Annotated in this window: 29 protein-coding genes and 1 CRISPR repeat array; of the genes, 8 read left to right on the forward strand and 21 right to left on the reverse strand. The window is 37.2% G+C overall.

The features are described 5' to 3' along the window. Positions 1-33: 33 nt before the first annotated feature. Genes tsaD through coaE form a run of 4 tightly spaced genes read right to left on the reverse strand, consistent with a single transcriptional unit; the run spans position 34 to position 2,660 of the window. A complete protein-coding gene (gene tsaD / locus GQ594_RS07685; protein WP_160401426.1) occupies positions 34-1,059 on the reverse strand; it encodes a tRNA (adenosine(37)-N6)-threonylcarbamoyltransferase complex transferase subunit TsaD in 1,026 nt (341 codons plus the stop codon). After that, on the reverse strand, positions 1,059-1,277 hold the full coding sequence (gene yacG / locus GQ594_RS07690) for a DNA gyrase inhibitor YacG (protein ID WP_160401425.1): 219 nt from the start codon (positions 1,275-1,277) through the stop codon (positions 1,059-1,061). Before yacG ends, tsaD begins: the two co-directional genes overlap by 1 nt. Positions 1,278-1,312: 35 nt before the next feature. Beyond that, positions 1,313-2,050 (reverse strand): cell division protein ZapD, encoded by a 738-nt coding sequence (zapD, locus tag GQ594_RS07695; protein ID WP_160401424.1) that lies wholly within the window; start codon positions 2,048-2,050, stop codon positions 1,313-1,315. 4 nt (positions 2,051-2,054) lie between these two features. After that, positions 2,055-2,660, reverse strand: coding sequence for a dephospho-CoA kinase (coaE, locus tag GQ594_RS07700; protein ID WP_160412025.1), 606 nt, complete (start codon positions 2,658-2,660; stop codon positions 2,055-2,057). 268 nt (positions 2,661-2,928) lie between these two features. Here coaE and lexA point away from each other — a divergent pair, with 268 nt between their 5' ends. Further along, positions 2,929-3,555 carry a transcriptional repressor LexA gene (gene lexA / locus GQ594_RS07705; protein WP_160412026.1) on the forward strand — a complete coding sequence of 209 codons (627 nt, stop codon included), beginning with the start codon at positions 2,929-2,931 and terminating at the stop codon, positions 3,553-3,555. Positions 3,556-3,617: 62 nt separating this feature from the next. Next, entirely contained in the window at positions 3,618-3,998 is a 381-nt protein-coding gene (locus GQ594_RS07710) for a hypothetical protein (protein ID WP_160412027.1), read from the forward strand. Positions 3,999-4,114: 116 nt separating this feature from the next. On the opposite strand, the gene hisM is transcribed toward GQ594_RS07710, so the two are convergent. Genes hisM through GQ594_RS07725 form a run of 3 tightly spaced genes read right to left on the reverse strand, consistent with a single transcriptional unit; the run spans position 4,115 to position 6,316 of the window. Further along, complete coding sequence (hisM, locus tag GQ594_RS07715) at positions 4,115-4,834, reverse strand: histidine ABC transporter permease HisM (RefSeq protein ID WP_160401420.1); 720 nt, start codon at positions 4,832-4,834, stop codon at positions 4,115-4,117. 6 nt (positions 4,835-4,840) lie between these two features. Continuing rightward, positions 4,841-5,524, reverse strand: coding sequence for an ABC transporter permease (locus GQ594_RS07720; RefSeq protein ID WP_160401419.1), 684 nt, complete (start codon positions 5,522-5,524; stop codon positions 4,841-4,843). A 3-nt stretch (positions 5,525-5,527) separates the two neighbouring features. After that, positions 5,528-6,316 (reverse strand): lysine/arginine/ornithine ABC transporter substrate-binding protein, encoded by a 789-nt coding sequence (locus GQ594_RS07725; RefSeq protein ID WP_160412028.1) that lies wholly within the window; start codon positions 6,314-6,316, stop codon positions 5,528-5,530. Between the two features lie 398 nt (positions 6,317-6,714). Here GQ594_RS07725 and GQ594_RS07730 point away from each other — a divergent pair, with 398 nt between their 5' ends. From GQ594_RS07730 to GQ594_RS07740, 3 genes are read left to right on the forward strand one after another with little or no spacing between them, the layout of a single operon-like run. After that, on the forward strand, positions 6,715-7,071 hold the full coding sequence (locus GQ594_RS07730) for an ArsC family reductase (protein ID WP_160412029.1): 357 nt from the start codon (positions 6,715-6,717) through the stop codon (positions 7,069-7,071). Positions 7,072-7,084: 13 nt separating this feature from the next. After that, positions 7,085-8,224 carry a succinyl-diaminopimelate desuccinylase gene (gene dapE / locus GQ594_RS07735; RefSeq protein ID WP_160401416.1) on the forward strand — a complete coding sequence of 380 codons (1,140 nt, stop codon included), beginning with the start codon at positions 7,085-7,087 and terminating at the stop codon, positions 8,222-8,224. A gap of 58 nt (positions 8,225-8,282) precedes the next feature. Beyond that, positions 8,283-8,486, forward strand: a complete 204-nt coding sequence (locus tag GQ594_RS07740) for a YpfN family protein (protein WP_160412030.1) — start codon at positions 8,283-8,285, stop codon at positions 8,484-8,486. Positions 8,487-8,505: 19 nt separating this feature from the next. Here the strand turns inward: GQ594_RS07740 and cysZ are convergent, their stop codons facing one another. The 7 genes from cysZ to GQ594_RS07775 all read right to left on the reverse strand — a co-directional run bounded on the left by cysZ (position 8,506) and on the right by GQ594_RS07775 (position 15,219). Continuing rightward, a complete protein-coding gene (cysZ, locus tag GQ594_RS07745) occupies positions 8,506-9,327 on the reverse strand; it encodes a sulfate transporter CysZ (RefSeq protein ID WP_160412031.1) in 822 nt (273 codons plus the stop codon). An 87-nt stretch (positions 9,328-9,414) separates the two neighbouring features. Next, complete coding sequence (locus tag GQ594_RS07750) at positions 9,415-11,445, reverse strand: tRNA(Met) cytidine acetyltransferase TmcA (RefSeq protein WP_160412032.1); 2,031 nt, start codon at positions 11,443-11,445, stop codon at positions 9,415-9,417. Between the two features lie 3 nt (positions 11,446-11,448). After that, positions 11,449-11,904, reverse strand: a complete 456-nt coding sequence (locus tag GQ594_RS07755) for a DUF441 domain-containing protein (RefSeq protein WP_160401412.1) — start codon at positions 11,902-11,904, stop codon at positions 11,449-11,451. Then, entirely contained in the window at positions 11,904-12,614 is a 711-nt protein-coding gene (gene purC / locus GQ594_RS07760; protein ID WP_160401411.1) for a phosphoribosylaminoimidazolesuccinocarboxamide synthase, read from the reverse strand. The genes GQ594_RS07755 and purC overlap by 1 nt, the downstream gene beginning before the upstream one ends. Positions 12,615-12,685: 71 nt before the next feature. Next, entirely contained in the window at positions 12,686-13,450 is a 765-nt protein-coding gene (gene bamC, locus GQ594_RS07765; RefSeq protein ID WP_160412033.1) for an outer membrane protein assembly factor BamC, read from the reverse strand. Between the two features lie 34 nt (positions 13,451-13,484). Then, positions 13,485-14,363: a 4-hydroxy-tetrahydrodipicolinate synthase gene (gene dapA / locus GQ594_RS07770; RefSeq protein WP_160412034.1), complete on the reverse strand. Its 879-nt coding sequence runs from the start codon at positions 14,361-14,363 to the stop codon at positions 13,485-13,487. Between the two features lie 97 nt (positions 14,364-14,460). Continuing rightward, entirely contained in the window at positions 14,461-15,219 is a 759-nt protein-coding gene (locus GQ594_RS07775) for a Nif3-like dinuclear metal center hexameric protein (RefSeq protein ID WP_160412035.1), read from the reverse strand. 200 nt (positions 15,220-15,419) lie between these two features. Here GQ594_RS07775 and rnt point away from each other — a divergent pair, with 200 nt between their 5' ends. Further along, positions 15,420-16,103 carry a ribonuclease T gene (gene rnt / locus GQ594_RS07780; RefSeq protein ID WP_337189484.1) on the forward strand — a complete coding sequence of 228 codons (684 nt, stop codon included), beginning with the start codon at positions 15,420-15,422 and terminating at the stop codon, positions 16,101-16,103. A gap of 60 nt (positions 16,104-16,163) precedes the next feature. On the opposite strand, the gene GQ594_RS07785 is transcribed toward rnt, so the two are convergent. From GQ594_RS07785 to GQ594_RS07815, 7 genes are all read right to left on the reverse strand, one after another. After that, positions 16,164-16,490 carry a Grx4 family monothiol glutaredoxin gene (locus GQ594_RS07785; RefSeq protein ID WP_160412065.1) on the reverse strand — a complete coding sequence of 109 codons (327 nt, stop codon included), beginning with the start codon at positions 16,488-16,490 and terminating at the stop codon, positions 16,164-16,166. A 395-nt stretch (positions 16,491-16,885) separates the two neighbouring features. After that, positions 16,886-17,153: direct repeats of the CRISPR family, unit length 28 nt; unit sequence TTTCTAAACCACCTACACGGCGTTAAAG. Positions 17,154-17,349: 196 nt separating this feature from the next. Then, positions 17,350-17,742, reverse strand: a complete 393-nt coding sequence (locus GQ594_RS07790) for a hypothetical protein (RefSeq protein ID WP_160412036.1) — start codon at positions 17,740-17,742, stop codon at positions 17,350-17,352. 63 nt (positions 17,743-17,805) lie between these two features. Then, on the reverse strand, positions 17,806-18,399 hold the full coding sequence (locus GQ594_RS07795) for a UbiX family flavin prenyltransferase (RefSeq protein ID WP_160412037.1): 594 nt from the start codon (positions 18,397-18,399) through the stop codon (positions 17,806-17,808). 275 nt (positions 18,400-18,674) lie between these two features. After that, a complete protein-coding gene (locus tag GQ594_RS07800; RefSeq protein ID WP_160412038.1) occupies positions 18,675-19,883 on the reverse strand; it encodes an aldose 1-epimerase family protein in 1,209 nt (402 codons plus the stop codon). 187 nt (positions 19,884-20,070) lie between these two features. After that, positions 20,071-20,649, reverse strand: coding sequence for a thymidine kinase (locus tag GQ594_RS07805; protein ID WP_160412039.1), 579 nt, complete (start codon positions 20,647-20,649; stop codon positions 20,071-20,073). A 117-nt stretch (positions 20,650-20,766) separates the two neighbouring features. Continuing rightward, positions 20,767-21,519, reverse strand: a complete 753-nt coding sequence (gpmA, locus tag GQ594_RS07810; RefSeq protein ID WP_091123425.1) for a 2,3-diphosphoglycerate-dependent phosphoglycerate mutase — start codon at positions 21,517-21,519, stop codon at positions 20,767-20,769. Positions 21,520-21,637: 118 nt separating this feature from the next. After that, complete coding sequence (locus GQ594_RS07815; protein WP_160412040.1) at positions 21,638-22,660, reverse strand: peptidoglycan DD-metalloendopeptidase family protein; 1,023 nt, start codon at positions 22,658-22,660, stop codon at positions 21,638-21,640. A gap of 466 nt (positions 22,661-23,126) precedes the next feature. On the opposite strand from GQ594_RS07815, the gene rsmI reads away from it, so the two are divergent. Continuing rightward, positions 23,127-23,954 (forward strand): 16S rRNA (cytidine(1402)-2'-O)-methyltransferase, encoded by an 828-nt coding sequence (gene rsmI / locus GQ594_RS07820; RefSeq protein WP_160401242.1) that lies wholly within the window; start codon positions 23,127-23,129, stop codon positions 23,952-23,954. 151 nt (positions 23,955-24,105) lie between these two features. Further along, positions 24,106-25,197, forward strand: a complete 1,092-nt coding sequence (ychF, locus tag GQ594_RS07825) for a redox-regulated ATPase YchF (protein WP_160401243.1) — start codon at positions 24,106-24,108, stop codon at positions 25,195-25,197. Positions 25,198-25,302: the final 105 nt, after the last annotated feature.

Genomic DNA, 25,302 nt, shown 5'->3' on the forward strand with positions numbered 1-25,302 from the left:
TCTATTTTTTATCACTAAATCTAAAATAATCCCCTAACCTACATTAAGCTCACTAAGTGGCCATCTAGGTCTAACATTGATGGACAAATCAGAATGTAGCCCTGCTTTTAGATGGATCATCCCAGCATAAGCAATCATAGCACCATTGTCAGTACAAAATTCAAGTCTTGGGTAATAAACCTGCCCCTTTCGCTGTGCCATTAATTGTGCAAGCTTATTGCGTAATGTTTTATTGGCACTGACACCACCAGCAACAACGAGGCGATTAAATCCGGTTTGTTCAAGTGCACGGCGAGACTTAATAATCAGCGTATCGACTAAAGCATCTTCAAAAGCCCTCGCAATATCTGCTTTAGTTTGGTCATCTATAACTTGATCGTGCGTATTTTGATGAATAATATTAGCCGCCGCAGTTTTAAGCCCTGAAAAACTAAAATCGAGCCCGGGTCTATCTGTCATTGGTCGTGGAAAGTGAAAGCGAGAATCACAACCTTGTTCAGCTAATTTTGACAATTTTGCACCCCCCGGATAATCAAGCCCAATTAGTTTAGCTGTTTTATCAAAGGCTTCCCCTGCCGCATCATCAATCGACTCTCCCATTAATTGGTATTGTCCAACACCTGTCACCTTAATTAATTGTGTATGCCCCCCTGAAACAAGTAGTGCGACAAAAGGGAATTCGGGCGGATTATCTTCTAACATTGGCGCAAGTAAGTGCCCTTCCATATGGTGCACAGCAACTGCTGGTACATCCCACGCATAAGCCAGTGAACGCCCAATTGACGCACCAACCATTAACGCACCAATCAACCCTGGACCTGCCGTATAAGCAATTCCATTAATATCTTGAGCTGTTAAATTTGCTTCTTTTAGAGCTGCTTGAATTAATGGCACTGTTTTACGAATATGATCACGCGATGCCAGTTCAGGTACCACACCACCATAATCGGCATGTAATTTAATTTGCGAATAAAGCTGGTTTGCAATTAACCCCTCGACATCATCATAAATCGCGATGCCTGTTTCATCGCATGAGGTTTCAATACCAAGGATCTTCATTAATGTCTACCTGCAAAATCGTTAAGATCTTCTTCACTCCAAAGATCTTGTTCAGTAATATCTTTATCAGGAATGCGATGTTCTTCAGTTGCCCAATCGCCTAAATCGATAAGTTGACAGCGTTTACTACAAAATGGACGGTACGGGCTATCTTTGCTCCATACCACTTGTTTTTGACAAGTTGGGCAATTGACATAGGTAACGGTTTCTTTATTCATTGTAACTCTTTTTTAATAATTAGTACTTAATAACGCTAACAACAAGCTAATTCAAAATCAATACTATCGGTATTCACATTATCACAAGCATCAAGCGGTAAAAATCGAATGCTATAGCGTGACATATGACCAGATACTTGAGGGTACATGTTTTTTTCTAACGAAATCCGAATACGAATCAAATTAACATCACCATTAGTTTCTTGAAAAAAGTTGTTAGTATAAATAAATGGTTTAAATTCTCCCAATTGTCTTATTAATTGCATATAACATGTCAAAGACTCATCAAGAATGGATAAGTGTTGTAACCAGTTTTTTACTTGTATATAACGCCTTTCTTGTGGAATTTTTAGCCATAAATGAAATGAAGGCAAATCAAAACTACAACAACCACCTGGTATCATTAAGCGTTGACGAATTGCGGTAATAAAACGATCATCTTTTAACGGTTGTCCCAAACGGGCGATAGCATTAAATTGAGCTAGAAAAACATCAAACTTGTTAATCAAATTGCTAAGTAAATCATAATCCACACCATCAAAAGCTAACCAAGAAGTTAACTTTTGTTTTTGAGATTCAAGCTCTTTAATAAAATCTGCTTTCACATCGTTACGTTCAATAATCTCTAATAACTCGGACAATGCGTGAAAAAAAACCAACGCATTATTTTGATCAAAATGACAATGCGTATTTAACTGATTTAATAAAAATTCAATACGAAGCCAAGTGCGCATTTTCTCATTTAATGGATGTTCAAAAACAATGTTATTCATCTATTCAAATCTTACAATTAAAGTTATCTAAATATTGTTGATGTAATTGGTCGACTTGCGTAGTTAGCGACGCAAAATCACCCTCATTAACAATGATATCATCAGCATAAGATAAACGTTTTTGTAAAGACACTTGTGACAGTATCATTTTTTTGGCTAATGATTCGCTAATATTATCTCTTTTTACTAATCGTGCCAATTGTAACGACACAGGCGTATCGATTATCAATACACGATCAGCCAACGTATGTAAATTATTTTCAACTAACAAAGGAACAACCCAGATCACATACGTTGATTTTTGCATTGCAATTTGTTTTTGGGTTTCTTGCTGAATAATTGGATGCAACAAATGATTAAGCCATAGCCGCTCATGATCATTATTAAAAATAATCTCACGGAGTTGACTGCGATCAAGTTCACCATTTGCAAGTAAAATTTCCTGACTAAAATGCTGAACAATTTGATTAAATGCATCGCTACCAACCTGCACAACTTGCCTTGCAATAATGTCAGCATCAATAATAGGTACTCCCAATTTGTTAAACAAATTGGCGATGGTACTTTTACCACTGGCAATACCACCACTGAGCGCAACAACATAAGGCATACAGCAAATTCCAAGTTAAAAAAATATTGCCCAATTATAGCATATAAGTAACTTGATCATATAACCCTAAATACAAGCAAAACTTATTCGTTAATTGGGAAATTTATTCCCCCCATTAACGCGGTAAAATCATTTACTAAAATAGTACATAAAGCTAAGAATTAGGAAAATTAATCGCCCATTGTCAAATAAATAAAATAAAACAGTTGTTTTATATCATTGGCTGTATATAATTACATATATATGTATATAAAAACAGGAATATGTTATGAGACCATTAACCGAACGCCAACAACAGATTTATGACCTAATTAAAGACAACATCCAAACTACTGGCATGCCTCCTACTCGTGCCGAAATTGCAAAAAAATTAGGATTTCGATCAGCCAACGCCGCTGAAGAACACCTTAAAGCACTCGCCAAAAAAGGGGCAATCGAAATGATCGCAGGATCATCACGCGGAATTCGTCTTTTGCTTGAAAACCCAGTTGAACAAAATGAACTTGAGGGTTTACCATTAATTGGGCAAGTAGCGGCAGGATCACCGATCTTAGCGCAAGAGCATATTGAAAGCCATTACCAAGTTGATCCGTCTCTATTTAAACCTCATGCCGACTTTTTACTAAGAGTGCATGGCATGTCCATGAAAGATATCGGTATATTAGATGGTGACCTGTTAGCTGTACATAAAACCCAAGATGTTAAAAATGGTCAAATTGTTGTTGCTCGCATTGATGACGAAGTTACCGTAAAACGCCTATCACGCAAAGGCAAACATGTCCACTTACTTGCCGAAAATAGTGAATTTTCACCTATAGAAATCGACTTAGAACAACAAAATTTTGCCATTGAAGGGCTTGCTGTTGGCATTATTCGTAACGGTTCATGGATGTAAGTATATAGATGTATGAGCAAAGATGGTATAGAATAGTAAACACTAAAAAGTAGGAGATTACTATGTGGCTATTTTGGTTATACGAAGGTTTAGCATTTGTTGCAGTCATATTGCTCATTTTTGGCTATTGTCGTTTTAGAGGAATTGGTTTTTGGTCTTTCATCTGGAAATATTTAAAATGGGTATCGTTAGCAGTCCTTATTGCTTGGTTAGCAGTTGCAATCCTTTGCCGAGTTGACTTATATAATGCTACCCACTGCTATTTTAGAGGGGAAAGCATGCATGCCAACACCAAATATTCTATCTTCTTAGGTGAATGCCAAGTTGAAACGCCAAGTGGAAGTTATGTACCTATTGAACGAGCTAGAGCATTACCTGGCTCAAGTAACCATGATAATGACGATGGAAACGAATCCACAAGCGAATTCTATCCTGTAAATTAATATATCGGGAATTCAAAATCCGACAAGTGCTACTGTAGTTGTCGGATTTTTCCATTTTTATCTGAATGAAAAATAGAATTGTAAACAAATAAAAAATCAGCACATAACTTAATTTATTAATTATTTTGCGCATTAGTCCGTTGAAAAGCCAAACAAGACTGTTCTAACTTTTTAAACCCCCAAATTAGCATAAAGCTTACACAAAGATAAATTACTGCGGCAATACCAAAAGCATAAAAAGGTTGATAGGTTTCGGCATAGATATCTCGTGCAATCTTCATCACATCTTGTACTGTAACCGTAAAAGCTAGCGCCGTCGAATGCAACATAAATATCACCTCGTTACTATAAGCAGGCAATGCAATACGAAACGCTCTTGGCAAAATAATATAGCGATAAAGTTGAAAACGGTTAAAGCCAAGTGCAGTTGCGGCTTGAATTTCACCATGTGAAACATGTCTAATAGCACCAGCAAAAACCTCGGTCGTGTAGGCACAAGTATTTAAGGTAAAGGCAAGCACAGTGCAATTTAAGCCACTTTGAAAAAAATCGCCCAACCAAGCATTATTTTTAACCACACTTAAAGTATAAATACCTGTGTAAATAATCAATAACTGCACATATAACGGTGTACCACGAAAAATATAGGTAAACAACCAAATAGGTAATTTAATTAGTTTATTTGGCGAATTTCGTCCTACTGCTAACCCTAGCGACAAAGTGCCACCAATTAAAACGGATAAAATCAAAATCCACAGCGTCATGGCAAGGCCGGTGATGTTATAGCCATCAGTCCATAATAATGCTTGCCAATATTGTTGAATAATTTCTAACATGAGTTTTTATAACTTACTTTTAATGGTACCAATGGAATAACGCCGCTCCAGCCACCATAAAACGATATTCGATATTGAGGTAAAAAACAGATAAAATGCGCCAGCGATCAAAGCAAATAACAAGGGTTGATACAAAGCTTCGCCTGCATTTTTAGTTGCTTTGACTAAGTCTGATAACCCCAGCAACGATACCAACGCCGTCGCTTTTAATACTACTAGCCAATTATTCGCAATACCTGGCAACGCAAAACGCATCATTAAAGGAAACATTACATACCGAAACACTTGGACTTTGCTAAGTCCTAGAGCTGTTGCTGCTGCCAATGTATTTTTAGATACTGCAATATAGGCTCCCCGAAAGGTTTCGGTAAAATAAGCCCCATAAATAAAACCTAACGTAATAATGCCGGCTATTAGTGGATCGATTTCAATAAAAGGCATATTAAAATAATCTGTTATATTATTGATTAAAAACTGCAAACCAAAGAAGATCAACATCATCAACACTAAATCAGGCACGCCACGAATTAGCGACGTATAAGCCTGACAAAGTACATTACATATTTTGGAATCAGCCAACTTTCCTAATGCACAAACAATACCAAGAATTATGGCGAACAACAAAGAAGCCAGTGCTAAAACAATGGTTAGCCATGCGCCTTGAAAAATTAACGAAATATAGCCCTGCATGGTTTATTTTTTATTACCATATACATTAAAGTCGAAATATTTATCATTTATTTTTTGATAAGTACCATCGGCTAAAATAGCTTTTAACGCTTGATTAAATGCTTCACGTAGCTCGTTGTCATTTTTACGAAAACCAATGCCTACCCCAACATCAAAATAATTTGCATCAGTCAATGCATCACCCGCAAAAGTAAAACCTTTACCTTGTGGTTGTTTGAGAAAGGCATAACTACCTGTTACTTCATCTTGTAGTGCGGCATCTAAACGACCAGCCACTAAATCAGAAAATACTTGTAATTGATTTTGATAAGGCACAATTATCACCCCATTAGGGCGCCACATTTCGTTAGCAAAATGTTCCTGCGATGTTCCTTGCTCAACCCCAACACGTTTACCTTTTAACGATTCGGCATTAGGTATTAAATTAGATCCTTCTTTAACAATCAAACGCGAATAAGTCATAAAAATCTCGTCCGAGAATGCAATCTGCTTTTTACGCTTTTCAGTCATCATAAGCGATGAGGAAATGATATCAATTTTTCTTGATAGTAACGAAGGAATCAGCGCATCAAAATCGGTCGATTGAAAGGTGCATTTTATGTTAGCCTTTTCACATAAAGCTTTTGTAATTTCAATATTAAAACCTGTAATATTGCCACTAGCGTCAATAAAATCGAAAGGTGCATAAGACGTATCTGAACCAACTTTGATCGACTCAGGTAATGTGGCATAACTTGCTATGGATAAGCTTACCCCCCCCAAAATAGCTAATGCTTTTAACCAATTCTTCATAATTTATCTTCCCCCCATTTTTAACCAAAGGCATAATATAGCGCGTTATGCTATATTTTTATAATAAAAAAAAGTTATTATTGCTGTCCCCAAAATTAGAATTACTTAACAACAAATCCTCCCAAATAATATTTGCTTAATAACTAAAAAGACGATTTTTAACCACAAAAAACTTAAATAAAATCAATACCTTTCCTGACGGTTTTTTGTGCCATTTTTTACTTTTATTTTTTAATTATCTAAAACAGTGTTGAAAATGCGATAATTGCCACATGTTTACAAATGTGTGTAGCTAAAAAATTCAATCAAAAGATCTAAATATAAAACACCCCTTCAATTTGCTGCCTTATACTGATAGCTGTTATAATTTGTTAAACTTTCAAATTGAGATCACCTTTATGTATACTGTCTATGGCATTAAAAACTGCAACACAATGAAAAAAGCCTTTACTTGGCTTGATGAACATCATATCAATTATCAATTCCATAATTATAAAACTGATGGACTATCAGAAGCGCTTTTAGACACATTTTTACAATTGGTGGACTGGCAAAATTTGCTTAATACACGCGGGACAACTTGGCGCAAGTTAGAGGAAACTGTCCGAGCCCAGATAAATAACGAACAAGCGGCTAAAAAAATTATGCTAGCCAATCCATCTATATTAAAACGCCCTTTACTGATTGATGGAAAGCGGGCTTTATTGGGATTTTCAGATCAGCTTTATTCACAATTTACATCGCAATCTAAATAAAATCGAGACCATTATGACTGAACCTGTTATTGCATTAACCAAAGCACTCATTGCAGAAAAATCAATAAGCCCTGACGATAAAAACTGCCAAAAACTGATTATTGACCGACTAAAACCGCTTGGCTTCATCATTGAAGAAGTCAATATAGGGCAAACAAAAAACTTATGGGCCTATCATGGTGATGCTACTAGCAAAACCTTAATGTTTGCCGGTCATACCGACGTTGTACCTGCTGGCGATGAAAGTAAATGGCTTTATCCACCATTTACACCGACTATTGACCAGCACGGTGTGCTTTATGGGCGTGGCGCATCAGATATGAAAAGCGGTGTTGCAGCCATGGTTTGTGCGGCGGAAGATTTTGTTAAACGCAATCCAAATCACTCTGGACGTGTAGCTTTTTTGATCACTTCAGATGAAGAAGCTGATGCAACTGACGGCACCGTCAAAGTGGTTGATTTACTTATGGAACGCCAAGAACGTGTTGATTATTGTATTGTCGGTGAGCCATCGAGCAATGCCGTACTTGGCGATCAAATTAAAAACGGTCGTCGTGGTTCAGTCACAGCTAATCTAATTGTGCATGGCGTTCAAGGTCATGTTGCCTACCCTCACCTTGCCGATAATCCTGTCCACCGTTTTGCACCAGCATTAAACGAATTAGTTACCACTGTTTGGGATGAAGGTAATGAGTACTTCCCTAAAACCACAATGCAAATAGCGAATATTAATGGTGGTACAGGTGCTGAAAACGTTGTACCGGGCGAGCTTCGTGTGCAATTTAATTTTCGGTATAGTAGCGAATTGACAGATGCCATGATTAAAGCGCGTGTTGAGCAGATTTTACAAAAGCACAATGTAAATTATACCTTAACTTGGCGATTATCAGGTCATCCTTTTTTAACACCACAAGGCGATTTAACCAACGCTGCAGCTAGTGCTATCAAAGAGTTGACAGATATTGACACTGAATTATCTACTAGTGGTGGTACATCTGATGGTCGCTTTATTGCCAAAATGGGATGCCAAGTAATCGAACTAGGCGTACTTAATAAAACTATTCACAAAGTCAACGAAAACGCCAACTGCCAAGATATTATTACCTTAACTGCAATTTATTACCGAATTTTGGAAAAATTGTTGCTAGTATAATTGGTTCATGTAGCGATTATAACTTGGTGATTTCGATTTTAATCTAAGAGGAAATACTATGGAATGGCTTAAAGATTATTGGTGGATAATTTTGATCATTTTAATTGGAATTTTTATTAATACGATTAAGGCATTAAATCGGCTAAGTTATAAAGCGTATCTTGAAAAAAAGAAAGGGATAAAATCTATCCCTTATAAAGATGACGACGACGATGATTGGCCAACAACAAATCCCACGTCAACGTCGCCTAAAAAAAAGTAACGCAGTAAAAATAACAAGCCTATTTGCCGCTATTAAATAATGCTTGATGACGGTAGCGATCAACCCACATTGCCGTAGCACCACACACTGCAATAGGCATAATAATTAAATTAAGCACGGGTACCATAGTAAAAAAGCCAACTAGAATACCAAAAGTTAAATTATCGGCTTTATGTTGATTAAGCAACTCACGCATACGGTGAAAAGTGATTTTATGATTATCAAAGGCGTAATCAGCATATTGAATGTTAATTTGCCAAGCGGTAAATAAAAACCAAACCACAGGCGTCACCGATTGCCCAATAACAGGAATAAAATAGGTTAACAGTATTGGAATCGCCCATAATAAATAGTTAAACAATTTTTGAAATTCGCGACCAAAAATCCGAGGAAGATCTTTAATGATACTTATCCACGATGTATCTACTGCTGGCATTCCTGTTAATTGTGCTTCGACTTGTTCGGCCAATAAGCCATTGAACGGCGCAGCAATGATATTTGCTACCGTACTAAAAAAATAACAAAATAAAATCACTAGCGTTAAAATCACAATAAAAACGATAATATAACCCAACCACTGCAACCAACTTGGCACATACGACAATCCCCAATCGACCATACCCGTAATGGTGGTAAAAAACCAATAAAATAGTGCCGACATAATCACAATATTGGCAATTAATGGTAAAAAAACAAATCGCTTGATTCCTGGGCTAAATGCCAAAGACCACCCTTTAAAAAAATACTCAATACCTGTTGTAGGTTGACGGTTTGGGGTGTGGTTATTAGGTTGGTTTTGCGAATGGCGGTGCTGTGTTCGGTTTTCTAATTGATTGTGCATCACATCCGATTCCTTTTAAATTAAAACGAATTGAATTAAAACATGACAACTATTGTAAACATACCTCTTAATAACCTGCAATGACAATTAATTATTTTTACTGTCTATTTTGGCAAAGATTACATTATTGCCTTGCTTTGCTAGCCATGTTCTGACCTCGTTTTTAAGGGTTTGCATTAATGCTTGTTTACCCGCAAGTTGGTATAAATCAATAATCAAAGTCTGATTATTTTTGCTGTTTAATAGTGCTGACAACACAGGTAAATCGTTTGCCTGCGTGGGCTGTGATTGTAAGGATGTTTGAATATGGCGATTTAATCGACACAATGCAGCGTAAGTGGCTTCAAATGGGCGGTGATAATAAGCAAATCCCGTTAGCTCATCAAAATCATTCGTATCTAAGTTTAGTGATAATAACAACTCACTGTCGTTGTTAATCATTTGATTAAAAGGTAAATTGATGATATCGTTAAGCCAAAATATGTTACACTGTAACTTACGTTGTAATTTTAGCGTTAAATACTGACCAGATTCTGTGAGTGGCTTTAACACCATAACCGAATAACTAGCACTGCTGGCTTGTTTATGGCTACTGACATGAACCAAGACAAATCCGCAAGCTGCCCAAAATTGATAATTAGACGGACTATAAGCAAAACTAACCGACACAAAATCACAATCATGCACTTTAGCATCATCAACAATAGTCTGCACAAGTTGCTTAGCAATATGTTGCCGTCGATAAGTGCTAATAACCGCAATACGGTTGATTCTAACCGAACGCAACTTGGCGGCTAATCGTTCGCCAGCATGAGCAACCAGTGACTGTGCCACTAAATTACCTTTAGGACGACGTGTTCCCTGCCATACTTGTTCAATTAAATTATCAGGTAAATTCCCTTCAGTCACAGTCACTGCCGCAGCCACTTTTTTATTACCAACAGTTGCCTGCCAAACTGATAAATTTTGTGCGTCAAACAGACGCCGTAAATCAATAAGTGTAGTCTGATAATGCGCTATTTTTAGTAAATAAAAGATCGACCTTAACGCATGAATATCATTGCGTTCAATCTTGGCATATTTGACGGGTAAAGAACTCGCCTTCCTAGGGTTATTTGGCGTCAATAAACCATTGAGTAACAACCGATCGCTAAATTGTTCCAGCTCATCACCCGCTTGCCAACGAATGGGAGTATGTAGGTGAAAATATTGACATGCTTTATTTGCCAATAATTTCAACAAAAAACCTTGTCCTGTACCTTCATACCCTTCAACGGTTGTAGTTAATAATACTCGACTATTATGGGCAATAGCCAATTGTAACAGTTGTTCAAGCATGGAAAGTGGGATCATGGCGGCTTCGTCAATAATCAGATAGTCAGCAAATCGATTATGCGACTGTGCAATTAATTCATCAGGTGCAAAAAATGGAATATTGGGTTTGGCAAAAGCAAAAAAGGTTGTCAAAGCTGATTTATTGGGAGCGGTTACAATACAACGTTGATAATGGCTAAATAACCCCGCTAATGCTGATTTACCACGCCCACGCTTGGCAACTAATACATTAATCGGTTTATTGCTATCTAATATCTGTTTTAACGTGCTTTGCTGCTGAGTTAAGTCGCAACTGTCATCATTCACTTGCCCAAAAATCACCGGTAATGTTGCTATTTTGGGCAAAGTGGCTTGATTAATATATATGCCAAACTCTGCTAATGTTTGGGTTAAATGTGTGACAAAATTAGGAACGGTGATCGCTGTTTGACATTCATTCCAGCGCAGGCTGTCATGATCGTGCCAAGTAGTTAGGTTATTAGGCAATAACAAAGCTAACACACTGCCTTTTACTAGCGTACCGACTAACATGGCAAAAGCATCAAGATTAAATCCGACCGTAGCATCAAAAACCGCATGCTGATACTGCTGCCCCAATAATTGTCTTGTTTGATTAGGTTGGAGTGCGTTAGCAATCAATGAGCAAGGTAAACAATCGGGCTGATGCGTAACAATAACCCAATCGCCAGCATTTTGCTCAAAGATTGGAATAAGTTGTTCAAATAATTGTGAGGTTTCGCCCTGTAACACCCATAGTTTTCGAGTGTTGTTGGGATTATGCATAGATTAACTTTTTCCAATTAATAACGACAATATCCCTGCAGCAATAAGTGGTCCTACAGGAACGCCTTTGAAAAAGGCAACGCCAATTAGCGTACCAATAATTAAGCCATTAACAATAGTTGGATGTGCACCAATAAGTGATATGCCACGCGTGCCTAGCCAAGATACACAAATACCAACCAAAATAGCCAATAGCGATTGCCAAGTGGTAAACGATTTAGCAATATCAGCAATTTTTAACGAACCATCAGCCAATGGCACCATCATAGCAGCCGTTAAAATAACAATCCCAATGGTTAAGCCATATTGATTTAAAAACGGAAAATAAGTGGCTAGCGGTGTTAGTTTAAAGAGTAACAACAAAAGTACTGCAAATGTCACTGTGTTATTATTCGTTAAATAACATAGTCCCGCTAAACCCAATAGAACAAAAAAAGAAACATCAAACTGCGCAAGCATTACAAAGGCACACCAATCCGTTTTGCCACTTCTTCATAAGCTTCAATTACACCACCTAAACCTTGACGGAATCGGTCTTTGTCCATTTTTTTCAGTGTAGCGCTTTCCCACAAACGGCAACCATCGGGTGAAAACTCATCACCTAACGTAATTTCGCCTTTAAACAAACCAAACTCGAGTTTATAGTCAACCAATATTAGCCCTGCTTTCTCAAATAGTTCAGTCAAAATAGTGTTAATTTTAAAGCTAAGTTCTTTCATTTTAGCTAATTGATCATCACTAGCCCAACCAAAAGCTTTACAGTGCGACTCGTTAACCATAGGATCGTGCAATGCATCGTTTTTTAGAAATAATTCAAAGGTAGGAGGATTTAAAATTTCGCCTTCTTCAACGCCTAAACGCTTAACTAAAGATCCCGCAGCACGATTGCGTACCACGCATTCAACTGGTACCATTTGTAGTTTTTTAACAAGTACTTCATTGTCTGATAATAAGGATTCAACTTGAGTTGGAATGCCCGCTTCACGCAATTTGGTCATAATAAAATAGTTAAATTTATTATTAACCATGCCCTTACGATCTAACTGCTCAATGCGTAAACCATCAAATGCCGATGTATCATTGCGAAACTCAAGGATTAATAAATCGGGGTTTTCAGTCGTGTATACCGTTTTAGCTTTACCACGATAAAGCTCAGCCAACTTTTTCATGTTTATAACCTTATATCAATTACCAATAAATAATTAAGGAGCTATTCGCTCCTTAAATTCCAAATCTATTTTTAATCTGCACCACTCACTGCAGTTGCTGGTTTTTTACTTTCAGACTTGTCCTTTTCTTCATCACTTTTATCTTGTGATTTTGGTGGCACAACACGCATAGAATCAGGTGCTACATCGTCCATAATGTCATTAAATAAACCGACAACATAACGTTGTACTTCAATCGGTTGTGAAGTTAAATCATCAGCACCACGAGTTAAAGAAGTGAGCAAAATGGTGATAGTTTCAGTATCCCCTAGCAATTGACGCTTAATTGAATAAGAAGCTTCAACCGCTTGCTCTTCATCCGCACGAACTATAAAACTTTTACCAGTTTGAATAGAATTACTGTCTTGGCTAGCAATAGAAATATTTCTTTTGCTTAAGCTATTAGGAATACGTTCCCACACTTGACTACTTAATGGTGAATTAAAGGTAACCGTACCACGGTTGTAAATCGCAAACGCATCGGGTATAGTCAAGATTGGTAAACTTGGCGGTCTAATATCAAGCTTTTTACCTAAAGCACCTTTATACTCGGTTTTATCAATATAAAAATCACCGTTTTCAATAGGTACTAAAAAGCCTTCAGGAATAATTAGTGATTTTAAAGAAGGCGACTGAAGATAATCCTCATTACCATCGACTTCACGCTTAAAATTCTGATCATTACCACAACCAGCAAGAAATAAAGATGCTACAATAGTTAAAATTGCTACTTTTTTAACCCCATTGTTTTTAAATAAAGTTCTGCTTAATATTTTATTTAATGAATTATTTAACATAAATATCTGCTTTTTAATTAAAGGTTATACAAAACTACAGTAGATTTGCCTCTTTTAATGCTTGCTCAACCACAGGAATTGATGATTGCGTTAACGCTACCAAAGGCAATCGAATTGTTGCGCTTTGCATTAAACCTAATCTTGCACAAGCCCATTTGGCTGGCGTAGGGTTGGGTTCAATAAATAAATGGCGATGTAACGCCATTAAAGTATCGTTTAAAGTACGGGCTTCTTGAATTTGGTTATTAGCCGCAAGTTCACATACTGTTGCAACAGCTTTGGCAGCCACGTTAGCAGTGACCGAAATCACCCCGTCACCACCTAAAATCATAAAGTCTAAAAATGTCGAATCATCGCCACTTAATAATTTAAAATCAGGACCAACTAATTTACGCGTTGGATAAACTCTTGAAAGGTCACCGGTTGCGTCTTTCAATGCAACAATATTTTTAATTTTAGCTAAACGCCCAACGGTTTCAGGTTTAATATCACTACTCGTACGCCCTGGCACATTATATAAAATTTGTGGCAACGCTGTGCTTTCAGCAATGGCTTTAAAGTGTTGATACATACCTTCTTGTGTTGGTTTGTTATAATAAGGCGCAACGGTTAAACAACCAACAACACCGATATCTTCAACCCGACGAGTCAACTCAATGGCCTCTTTCGTTGCGTTTGAACCTGTGCCTGCAATAATGGCAATGCGACCATCGGCATAATCGATAGTTCGTTTAATCACATCGACATGCTCATGATGATCAAGCGTTGCCGATTCGCCTGTCGTACCGACCGAAACAATGCCTGATGTTCCATTAGCAATATGATATTCGACCAATTTTTTTAAGCTTACGTGGTCTACGTTTCCTTTCGTATCCATAGGGGTAACTAGTGCGACCAGACTTCCTGTAAACATAAAATGACCTCTCATATTTATTGGTTTATAACACAACGTGAAGAATAAAAAATCTGCGGATAAGTATGCGATATTTCTTAATTAAATTCAACTTTTGTTATGCTGGATTATCAATATCAACAAAAATAACATCAACACCATAACGGCTTGCTAACCATTTTCCTAGATTTTCAATGCCATAACGCTCGGTGGCATGATGCCCAGCGGCATAAAAGTTAACACCATATTCACGCGCAATGTGAATAGTGCGTTCTGACACTTCGCCAGTAAAAAAAGCATCCACTTCCATTTGTGCTGCTTGCTCAATATAGTCTTGCCCACCACCACTGCACCAAGCAATACGCTTAATCATTTGCGGTGCATTATCACCACAAAATAACACTTGTCGCTGGTTATGATGTAACACTTGTTCAAGTTGATGTTTAAATTGCAATGTCGTCAATGGGCTATTTAGCACACCTGTAAAAAGTAGATCAGTGATATCATCACGCTTATCAACCGTAATCCCGAGCAAATTAGCTAACGCCACATTATTACCCAACGAAGGGTGACCATCTAACGGCAAGTGATAGCCATACAAATTAATATCATTTGTTAACAACGTCTTAATACGCTGATACTTAATACCAGTAATAGTTTGCACTTCGTTTTTCCAAAAATAACCATGATGCACCAACACCGCATCGGCCTGTAATTCAACTGCTTTATCTAACAATAACTGACAAGCTGTAACGCCTGTTACAACTTTATTAACTTGTCTTCGCCCTTGTACTTGCAGCCCATTTGGTGCATAGTCCCGATAGCGAGTAATTTGTAGTTCATCATTAATAATCTTTTCTAATTCAAAATGGTGCATTGCTTGCTCGGTTTTAAAATGATTTTATAAGGAATGATTATAATCACTTTAAATAACAAACGCATCTACTCGTTTGCCTTAATGTAATTTGCGTAATATTTATCATAAAAAATTAACAACAAACGATTAGCTCCAGTGCTAGGCGAACCGTTTAAAAACTGGCATAATAGCCCTTTTTTGACGAATTAAGATAAATTATTGTGCCAAACGCCAAATTATGTGAACGCTTTCGGGGGTTTTATCCCGTTGTCATTGATATCGAAACCTCGGGGTTCGATCCCAAACTCAATGCCATATTAGAAATCGCCGCCATCACCTTAAAAATGACACCAGACGGCTGGCTAGAACCAGATCAATCGCTACAATTTAATGTCAACCCATTTGACGGCGCCATTTTAGAGCCTGCTGCACTTGCCTTTAACGGCATCGACCCCAGCAACCCATTACGAGCCGCAGTGGACGAAAGACAAGCCCTAGATGAAATATTTAAAATGATCAGAACAGGCATAAAAGACAGCGGTTGCACGCGCGCAGTTATTGTGGCGCATAATGCGCACTTTGATCACAGTTTTTTAATGGCAGCAGCAGAACGTTCAGAAATAAAACGCAACCCATTCCACCCATTTGCTACCTTTGACACCGCATCACTCAGTGGCTTAATGTTTGGACAAACAGTGCTTGCCAAAGCTTGCCAAATGGCGCAAATCACCTTTGATCACAAACAAGCTCACAGTGCGCTATACGACACCCAAAAAACCGCCATACTCTTTTGTAAAATTGTTAATCGACTAAAATCGCTTGGTGGATGGCCTTTGGTTGCTATAGAAATTGATGAGGATTTAGAGACAAAGTCAGATAATACTCAACAAATTGAAGAACAATAAAATAAATTACAATAACAAACAAAAAAGCGCGCTCAACTGGCGCGCTTGATTGATTGGACATTAAGACTTGTGCTTTTCAGCCGTTTGCTTAATGAGCGTTTGCAGTTCGCCAGTTTGGAACATTTCTAACATAATATCACAGCCTCCCACAAGCTCGCCTTCAACCCACAATTGTGGGAATGTAGGCCAATCAGCAAATTTGGGTAATTCGGCACGAATATCAGGGTTTTGCAAAATATCAACATAAGCAAACGCTTCACCACATTGCGACAAAACCTGCACTGCCTGAGCCGAAAAGCCACAACTTGGCAATTTTGGCGAACCTTTCATATATAAAATAATTGGGTTATCGGCAATTTGTTTTTTGATTTTGTCGAGTGTTGTCATTTCAGTTGTCATGCGATTTCCTTGGTAATTTAGCGTAATAACGCTAGTTATTTTAACGTAGAATTAGGGTTGTGACTAATGCTATCTTGAATCATAGCCGCTTAGTGGAGGTTTTTAGAGCAGATTATTGGGGGGATTTTAGTGTTAAAAATCACCAACAAAAACTTAAATAAAATCAATACCTTTCCTGACCTTTTTTTTGTAAAAAATAATACCTTTTTTGGCAGTGAATAGAATGGATTAGGTGCGGTGGCTTGGGATGTTTGGACTTTGGGGGTTCAAAATAGCCAATTATTTTTTGAGATTATTTTTTATAATTAACTGATTTATTTTATTTTTTATTACCACCACACGGCGTTAAAGGTGTTATTTGTCGGTTAAACTTAGCTTGCCTATTTCTAAACCACCTACACGGCGTTAAAGTCAAAAAAAACCTGCTCGGTCAAATTGACCGATTTCTAAACCACCTACACGGCGTTAAAGTTGTCACTCCACGCCTTAGTTGCAGGAGTGTATTTCTAAACCACCTACACGGCGTTAAAGAAGCAGCCTTAACGTCAATCGATGTACCAAGCTTTCTAAACCACCTACACGGCGTTAAAGTGGCGGAACAAAACAGAGTTTATATGAAAAGCTTTCTAAACCACCTACACGGCGTTAAAGTAGAACTTAAGATTCGATAAATCTTGCTATACAAAGATAAACAACAATTTTGGCTTTGAAAACCCTTTTTTTAAACTATTTTTTAATAGATTGATTTTATTTAATTTTAAATTAAAGTAAAAAAAAGGGTTTGTAGGGTTCTGTATTCAAAAAAATGCCTAAAAAACTTTTGAAGGCAGACAATAGTTTTTTTGTTTTATATGTCTTGTTGTTTTACCCAATGCGTTTTATTAGCAAATCCTAATAAGTTGTTGGTCATTTTTATGCTTTGTAGTTCTAATTCCCAAATTGGTGCTTTGATAACCCTTGCAAAAGGAAACGCTCGATAATATTGTCCATAGGCTTGCTTGGCTTGTTCATTTTGTAATTGAGTTGCTTTAGCTTGAAATTGGATGCCTTGGATTTGTGCAATAGTTTTGGGGGTAACGCTAATGGTTCCTGCCACTTGGGGTTGTATTAGCATAGCTTTAGCGTGTTGGGTTTTTAGTTCAGAAAGGAAATATAAATGCATTGGCTGTTCATCAAATACATAAAAAGTATTACATGCCCATGGTGTGTTGTCGGGCAAAATAACGCTGAGTGTTAGCACATGATGCTTTTTGATAAACTTAATAATTTTAGGATCGACTTGCATAGGTTAAATTTGTGTTAGTCATTCGGGTTTGTGATTTAGGTGCAGGTCTTCGCCCCAGCGTGGTAGTGTTGGAATATCAAGACCAAATAAGTCAAGGGCTCGAGCTACGCTGTGGGTAATGATGTCATCAATACTATTAATATGCTGATATAGCGCAGGCACGGGTGGGCAAATAACACCGCCCATAAGGGTGACTGCTTCCATATTTTTTAGGTGTGCTAGATTTAATGGCGATTCGCGCACCATTAGCACTAAACGACGACGCTCTTTTAATACAACATCGGCAGCACGGGTAAGTAAATTATCAGATAGCCCTTGCGCTATGGCGGCGAGCGTGCGCATTGAGCAAGGAGCGATCAGCATACCTATGGTTTTAAATGAGCCACTTGCAATGGCGGCACCAATGTTGTTAACAGAGTATACTTTGTCTGCCATTGATTCTATTTGAGCTAAACTTATGTCTGGTACTTCGTGAATACGTGTGATGTGCGCCGCTTTTGAGATCACTAAATGAGTTTGGATATTGAGTGGCTTTAAAAGCGTCAGGGCCTTTATTCCATAAACAAACCCTGTTGCGCCACTAATACCAATCACTATCCGTTGTTGTGTCATGTTGGTCTCATTATTAATATAGAATTGTAATAAATATCGTTAATCGCTATCTTAATTAGTTAATAAATCAAATGATACTTTAAAAAATAAGTGATACGAAAGCTAGTTATGAAATGAATGACTATACCTATATATTAATAGTGAATCAAGTAGTATCTGGTTACTAGCTAAGTTATTACACTATCAATACGTCAATTAGGGAGGGGGAAAACTAGTTCGTTTATTAGATTGTTTTTATGGCTACCACTATGAGATTAGTAGCCATTTTTAATGATTTATTCTTTAGCCATTGGTTCATTAATAACTTTGGTTTCTTGATCTCTTTGAATAGCTTTAATCTTTTCTGAGTATTTTGTAACAGCATCTTTATTAGATAATAAGCTATAAGTTAGCGTAAACTCTGTGCTTTGTCCTGGCTCTAACTGACGCACGCGTTTTTGCTCACGTTCGATAGTTATTGGATAAGCAAAACTAGTACCTGGCTCTAAACCGGTGACATAGCCTTGTTTTAAAGTATCGGTATTTTTCCACAATGAAAGAACAGGAAGCTGATTGATGTTAAAAGCAATACCTGCTGCTTTATCACCAGCTTTATTAGTTACCATTACCTGTGTTTGTCCATTGGTATCGGCAAAAGGATACACATTAAATACCATTTCATCAAAGCCTTTAGTTGGGCCTAAATAAGTTTGCCATGTATTAAGTCCACCTTTTGCATAATCGTTAAATGGTGAAATTTCTTTAACAGGTGCTACAAATTTAGCTCCTTCTTCAAGAATTGGTGTACCAAAGTTGCTATGATAGATGATTTGATAATCACGAGTATAATCACCTTTATTAGTGACTACATCATGAACAGTAAATTCTTTACTTCCTGGTACATAACTAAGAGATACCCAAGTTTCTAGATTACTTTTTTTAAAAGTATTTTCTTTGATTAGACCTTTGACAGTAATGGTATGCGGTAATTTATCACTAATATCAACGATTAATTTAGATACAGGAGTATTTTGAGCTCGACCATGAAGCGTGTACATCATTCCATCAGCTCGTGCCGCATGACCTGTCCATTCAAAACCACAACGAACCATCATTTCGTTAAAACCATCTAACCAACCTATTCCTCCACGACTTTCTAAATTAATATATTTAGGATTGACGACTTCATCTACTGGCGAGTCCCAACCCATACGTACACCATCACCAACAACAGATAAAATACCTAAACCTCTAGTAGGAATTAATTTAATAGTAAAATTACCGCTAGAAATAGTAAGAAGTTCTGTACCATCTTGTTTTCCACCTTTTAGCACGGTATTTTGAATAGTAAATTTATTACCATTTACCCCTAAGCTTTGATTGGAAATTGACCAGTTACCTTTAGCAATATTCTTTTCGTTATCTGTTAATACAAATTCTTTAGCATTGGTGTTATAACTAATCAAACTAAGTACTACAGCTAATGAAATAGTTTTGATTTTCATAATTTCCCTCATCTCTCATAGTTAATAAAATAGTACTGAATCGTTTCAGTAAATATGGCATAAAATAACAAGAATGAACAAAAGGAAAATCATAAAAATGAGAAGTTATTCACACTTTTTCAACATCAACTAATTGGACATTATAAAAATATATCATTTCTTCGAATCAGTGTGAAATATTCGAAGGTCAGTTCTTAGGCCTTATTTGCCCTGCTTTCCAGTGTTTTCGACATACTGAGTGGTATTCACTGTCACCTAGATGGATAGAGTTACCAAATTTTACAATTTTTCCGTCTTGTCCTTCTAGTAAGATCATGGTAGCTTTTTTGCCACACCAACAGACGGTTTTTAGCTCTCTAAAATTGTCGGCAATTTCGAGCAGTGTTTTGGATCCTTCAAATAGATGCCCCATATAGTCGGTTTTGATACCAAAAAACATAATAGGCACGCCTTTTTCATCACAAACATCGGATAGTTTCCAGATAGTGTTACGAGATAAGAATTGACTTTCGTCAATAAGTATACAAGCGTAGTTACTTTGTTTGATGTGCTCAATGATGCCATCAACCGTTGTGTCGTCAAGCTGTAGCGCCTTTTTGCGTAGCCCCAAGCGCGAGACAATTTCAACCGCCGAATCACGCGTATCAACTGACGATTTAAGCAGTAACGTTTGCATGTTGTTACTTAGGTAGTTGTGGTCAATTTGTAGTAGTTCGGTGGATTTACCGGCATTCATTACGCCATATATGTAATAGATCTTAGACAAAATAACGCTCTCAAAATTAAAATAAATAAAACATAAAAATCAGTGAATAACAGCTATTATGCAGATAATAAAAAAGGTAAGTTAAACAACCTACCTTTTTGTTTGTTTAAGGAATAATTATTTTGCTTTACCTTGGTTTGCAACTGCTGCTTGTTTTGCTGCAATTTCATCTGCGTTGCCTAGGTAATAGTGTTTGATGACTTTCATATTGTCGTCAAATTCATACACTAATGGTACACCTGTTGGGATGTTAAGTTCGATGATGTCGTCATCGCTAATGTTGTCTAGGTGTTTTACTAACGCACGAAGTGAGTTACCATGCGCGGCAATAATAACACGTTCACCTTTAGCTACACGTGGTGCGATGGTTGATTCCCAGTAAGGTAATACTCGTTTGATCGTTAATGCTAAGCTTTCAGTTAATGGTAGTTCTGATTCAGGTAATTTGCTGTAACGTGAATCGTGACCAGGGAAGCGTTCATCTGATTTTTCAAGCGCTGGAGGCGTAATTGCAAAGCCGCGACGCCATAATTTTACTTGGTCATCACCATATTTTGCCGCTGTTTCAGCTTTGTTTAAGCCTTGTAATGCACCATAGTGACGTTCGTTTAATTTCCAGCTTTTTTCAACCGGTAACCATGCTTGGTCGACTTCGTCTAAAACGTGCCATAATGTGTGAATTGCGCGTTTTAATACTGATGTGTAGGCATAATCAAATTCAAAACCTTCTTGTTTAAGTAATTTACCTGCTTCAGCGGCTTCTTGGTTGCCTTTGTCAGATAAATCAACATCAGTCCAACCGCAAAAACGGTTTTCTTGGTTCCAAACACTTTCGCCATGTCGAATAAGCACTAGTTTTTTTACTGCCATGAGTATAACTCCTTAGTTACGTAGATTAAATTTTTAGTATATTCTGTTTTATGGCTATGCTTAGTCCTTGCCTGCACAGCCTTTGATTTTGCGGTTATTAATTAACGCAAAATGTTTATTATTTTGGTAAATATTTTAATGGGTCGACTGATTGCGCTTTGTATCGAATTTCAAAGTGTAATCTAACTGACGATGATCCCGTTGCCCCCATTGTGGCAATTTGTTCACCCGCACGCACGGTTTGTTGTTCTTTAACTAATATAGATTGGTTGTGCGCATAAGCGGTTAAGTAGTCATCGTTATGTTTGATAATAATTAAATTTCCATATCCCGGTAATGCATTGCCCGAATAAACAACTCGTCCATTAGCTGCTGCCATGACTTTACTGCCAAGTGAACCTGATATATCAATACCTTTGCTTACATTAGAGAATTTTTCAATAATTTTACCCTTAGCAGGCCATTGCCATGCAATTCTCGACATTGATGAACTTGCGCTTGGTGCGCTGTTAGCTGAATCTAATGGTTCAGTAACAGTTTCAGTTGTTTCGATCGTTGTTGGTTGTTGATTTGGATTCGTTGTCGTTACCGAAGTGGTAGTTGTTTTACTTGCCGTTGTATCGCTTGTTGTAGTTTTTTCCGTTACCACAACTGTCCCACCACTCACGTCTAACACTTGCCCAACATTTACGGCAAAAGGTTCTTTGATGTTGTTTTTAGCCGCTAACGAGCGATAATCATTACCTGTTACCCATGCAATGTAAAATAATGTATCCCCTCGTTTAACTGTGTAAGTATCACCTTTGTAGCCCCCTTTGGGAATGTCGTCGTAATTACGGTTGTAAACAATCCGTTCATTACTAACTACGGTGCCATTACTGCTAATAGTAGTGTGAGTTGTATTTGTGTTTGCCGCCGTTGTCTGTCTTGATGAAGGTGGATTATAAGTACTAGGCGTAGCAGAAGTTCTACTACCACCTGTTGAAATATTCGTAGGTGGTTTGGTATAGACTGAGGATGTTGATGCCCCTCCTGCACCAGAAATATCTTCAATTTCAGCCTGCTCGGTTTGTGTACAAGCGGCAATTAACAAACTTAAGCAACTTAATGTCAGTATTTTTTTCAAAGCAACACCTTTCATTCGTAAATTTTATTTTTAGCTATTTTGTATTCAATAGCGTTTTTATTAGAGCATTTTAGCGTTTTTGTAGCAAAAAGCTATTATCAAATAAGTTATTATATGGATTACTTATTGATTAAAGCAACAAATTCATCAAGAATTTGCCGATTATGAGTGCTATTTTTGTTTATCATCTTGGTTTATTAAGGTTATTACTCTATTTTTGTGTTCAATAACCATGATTATAATACTAATTTGGTGTCATACCGTTATCTATTTATCTGTATTAATCCATTATTAATTGGCTATTAATTAAAAATAAAATGCAAATAATGTTATTATTAATGAGTTAGTTTGCTAACCCACGATTTGCTATTTAATCTAGCTGGTCCAATTTATTTTGAAAGTAATGAGTGTATACAATAAAATAGGCTTTCGTACAGTATCTTTACCGTATTTCTATAAAAATTTAATGTGATTTAAAATAATGACTTTATATATTGTTGCAACACCAATCGGAAACTTAGATGATATTACGCTTAGAGCGATCAATACACTTAAAAGCGTTGATCTTATTGCGGCAGAAGATACTCGCCATAGCGGTCTACTTTTACAACATCTTGGCATTAAAGCAAAGCTGTTTGCTTTGCATGATCATAATGAGCAAGAAAAGTCTCACCTTTTGATTGAAAAATTAAAATCGGGCTTGTCTATTGCTTTAATTTCAGATGCCGGTACACCATTAATTAACGATCCTGGTTATCACTTGGTTAAAGCTTGTCGTGACAATAATATTCAAGTCGTTCCCATTCCGGGGGCTTGTGCTGCTATTGCTGCATTGTCGGTCGCGGGATTGCCTTCTGATAAATTTAGTTATGAAGGATTTTTACCCGCTAAGAGCAAAGCACGGCAAGATAGTTTAACTAGATTAATTGATGAGCCACGGACTATGATTTTTTATGAATCAACTCATCGTTTGTTAGATACGTTACAAGATATGCAAGCCGTTTTGGGTGCAAATAAGCATATTGTTTTGGCTAAAGAACTCACCAAAACATGGGAAACTATCGTCAGTTTTACCATAAGCGAACTAATTGCGTGGCTAAACGAAGATACTAATCGGCAAAAAGGCGAATTTGTTTTGATTGTTGAAGGTCATGTAAAAACAGATAATGACATTGATCAAAAAGCCATTAATACTCTTAAATTATTACAAAAAGAGTTACCTCTTAAAAAAGCTGCTGCTATTACTGCTGAAATCCATGGACTGAAAAAGAATCAGCTTTATCAAATTGGATTAGTGCAAGAAAAATAACTTTAGCAATTTTACCAAGTTGATATTAAGCCGTTGTGGTTAAAATACGAAACAAAGTAAAATCAGTAACAAGATCATTGGTACTGAGTGCGTTATTTGATATAATCCCCCGCAATTTTTATAACATTTTATGATAAAGGTAACAAACAGTATGGGATTTAAATGTGGGATTGTCGGATTACCGAATGTAGGTAAGTCAACGCTTTTTAACGCACTAACTAAAGCAGGCATTGAGGCAGCTAACTTTCCTTTTTGTACTATCGAGCCAAATACTGGGGTTGTGCCGATGCCCGATCCACGTTTAGATGAGCTGGCTAAAATTGTCAAACCACAACGTACTTTGCCAACAACGATGGAATTTGTTGATATTGCAGGCCTTGTTAAAGGTGCATCAAAAGGTGAAGGGCTTGGTAATCAATTTTTAGCCAACATTCGTGAAACCGAAGCCATTGGGCATGTTGTGCGTTGTTTTGAAAACGAGAACATCGTCCACGTTGCGGGTAAAATCGATCCGGCTGAAGATATCGAAATTATCAATACCGAGCTAGCATTAGCTGATCTTGAAGCCTGTGAACGGGCAATCACTCGCCAACAAAAACGCGCTAAAGGTGGCGATAAAGACGCTAAATTTGAGGTGGAAATTCTTGAAAAATGTTTACCTCATCTTGAACAAGGCAAAAAGCTACTTTTATTAGATTTTAGTAAAGAAGAACTTGAAGCTATCAAATACCTTAGTTTTTTAACACTAAAACCAACTATGTACATTGCCAATGTTAATGAAGATGGTTTTGAAAATAATCCTTATTTAGATAAAGTCAAAGCAATAGCAGAACAAGAAAAGGCAGTTGTAGTGCCGGTTTGTGCAGCAATTGAAGCTGAACTTGCTGAACTTGATGACGATGATCGTGATGAGTTTATGCAAGATTTAGGTTTAACCGAACCCGGTTTAAACCGTGTAATTCGTGCTGGGTATAGTTTGCTTAATCTACAAACTTATTTTACCGCTGGCGTTAAAGAAGTTCGTGCTTGGACAATTTCGGTTGGTGATACGGCTCCGCAAGCGGCAGGTAAGATCCATACTGACTTCGAAAAAGGCTTTATCCGTGCACAAACCATCGCTTTTGATGATTTTATTAAATACGGCGGTGAGCAAGGGGCTAAAGAAGCGGGTAAAATGCGTGCTGAAGGTAAAGATTATATCGTGCAAGATGGCGATATTATGAATTTCTTATTTAATGTGTAGTTGATTATTTTACGTCGCCTTTTGGCGACGTTGTTATGTGGGTAAAGAGGACGTTAACCTTTATCTACAACTTTTGTCAAATCTGCTAATCTGTAGTGGATTGAT

Origin of the sequence: Gilliamella sp. Pra-s52, from assembly GCF_009795805.1 — a bacterium.
Lineage (GTDB): Bacteria > Pseudomonadota > Gammaproteobacteria > Enterobacterales > Orbaceae > Gilliamella.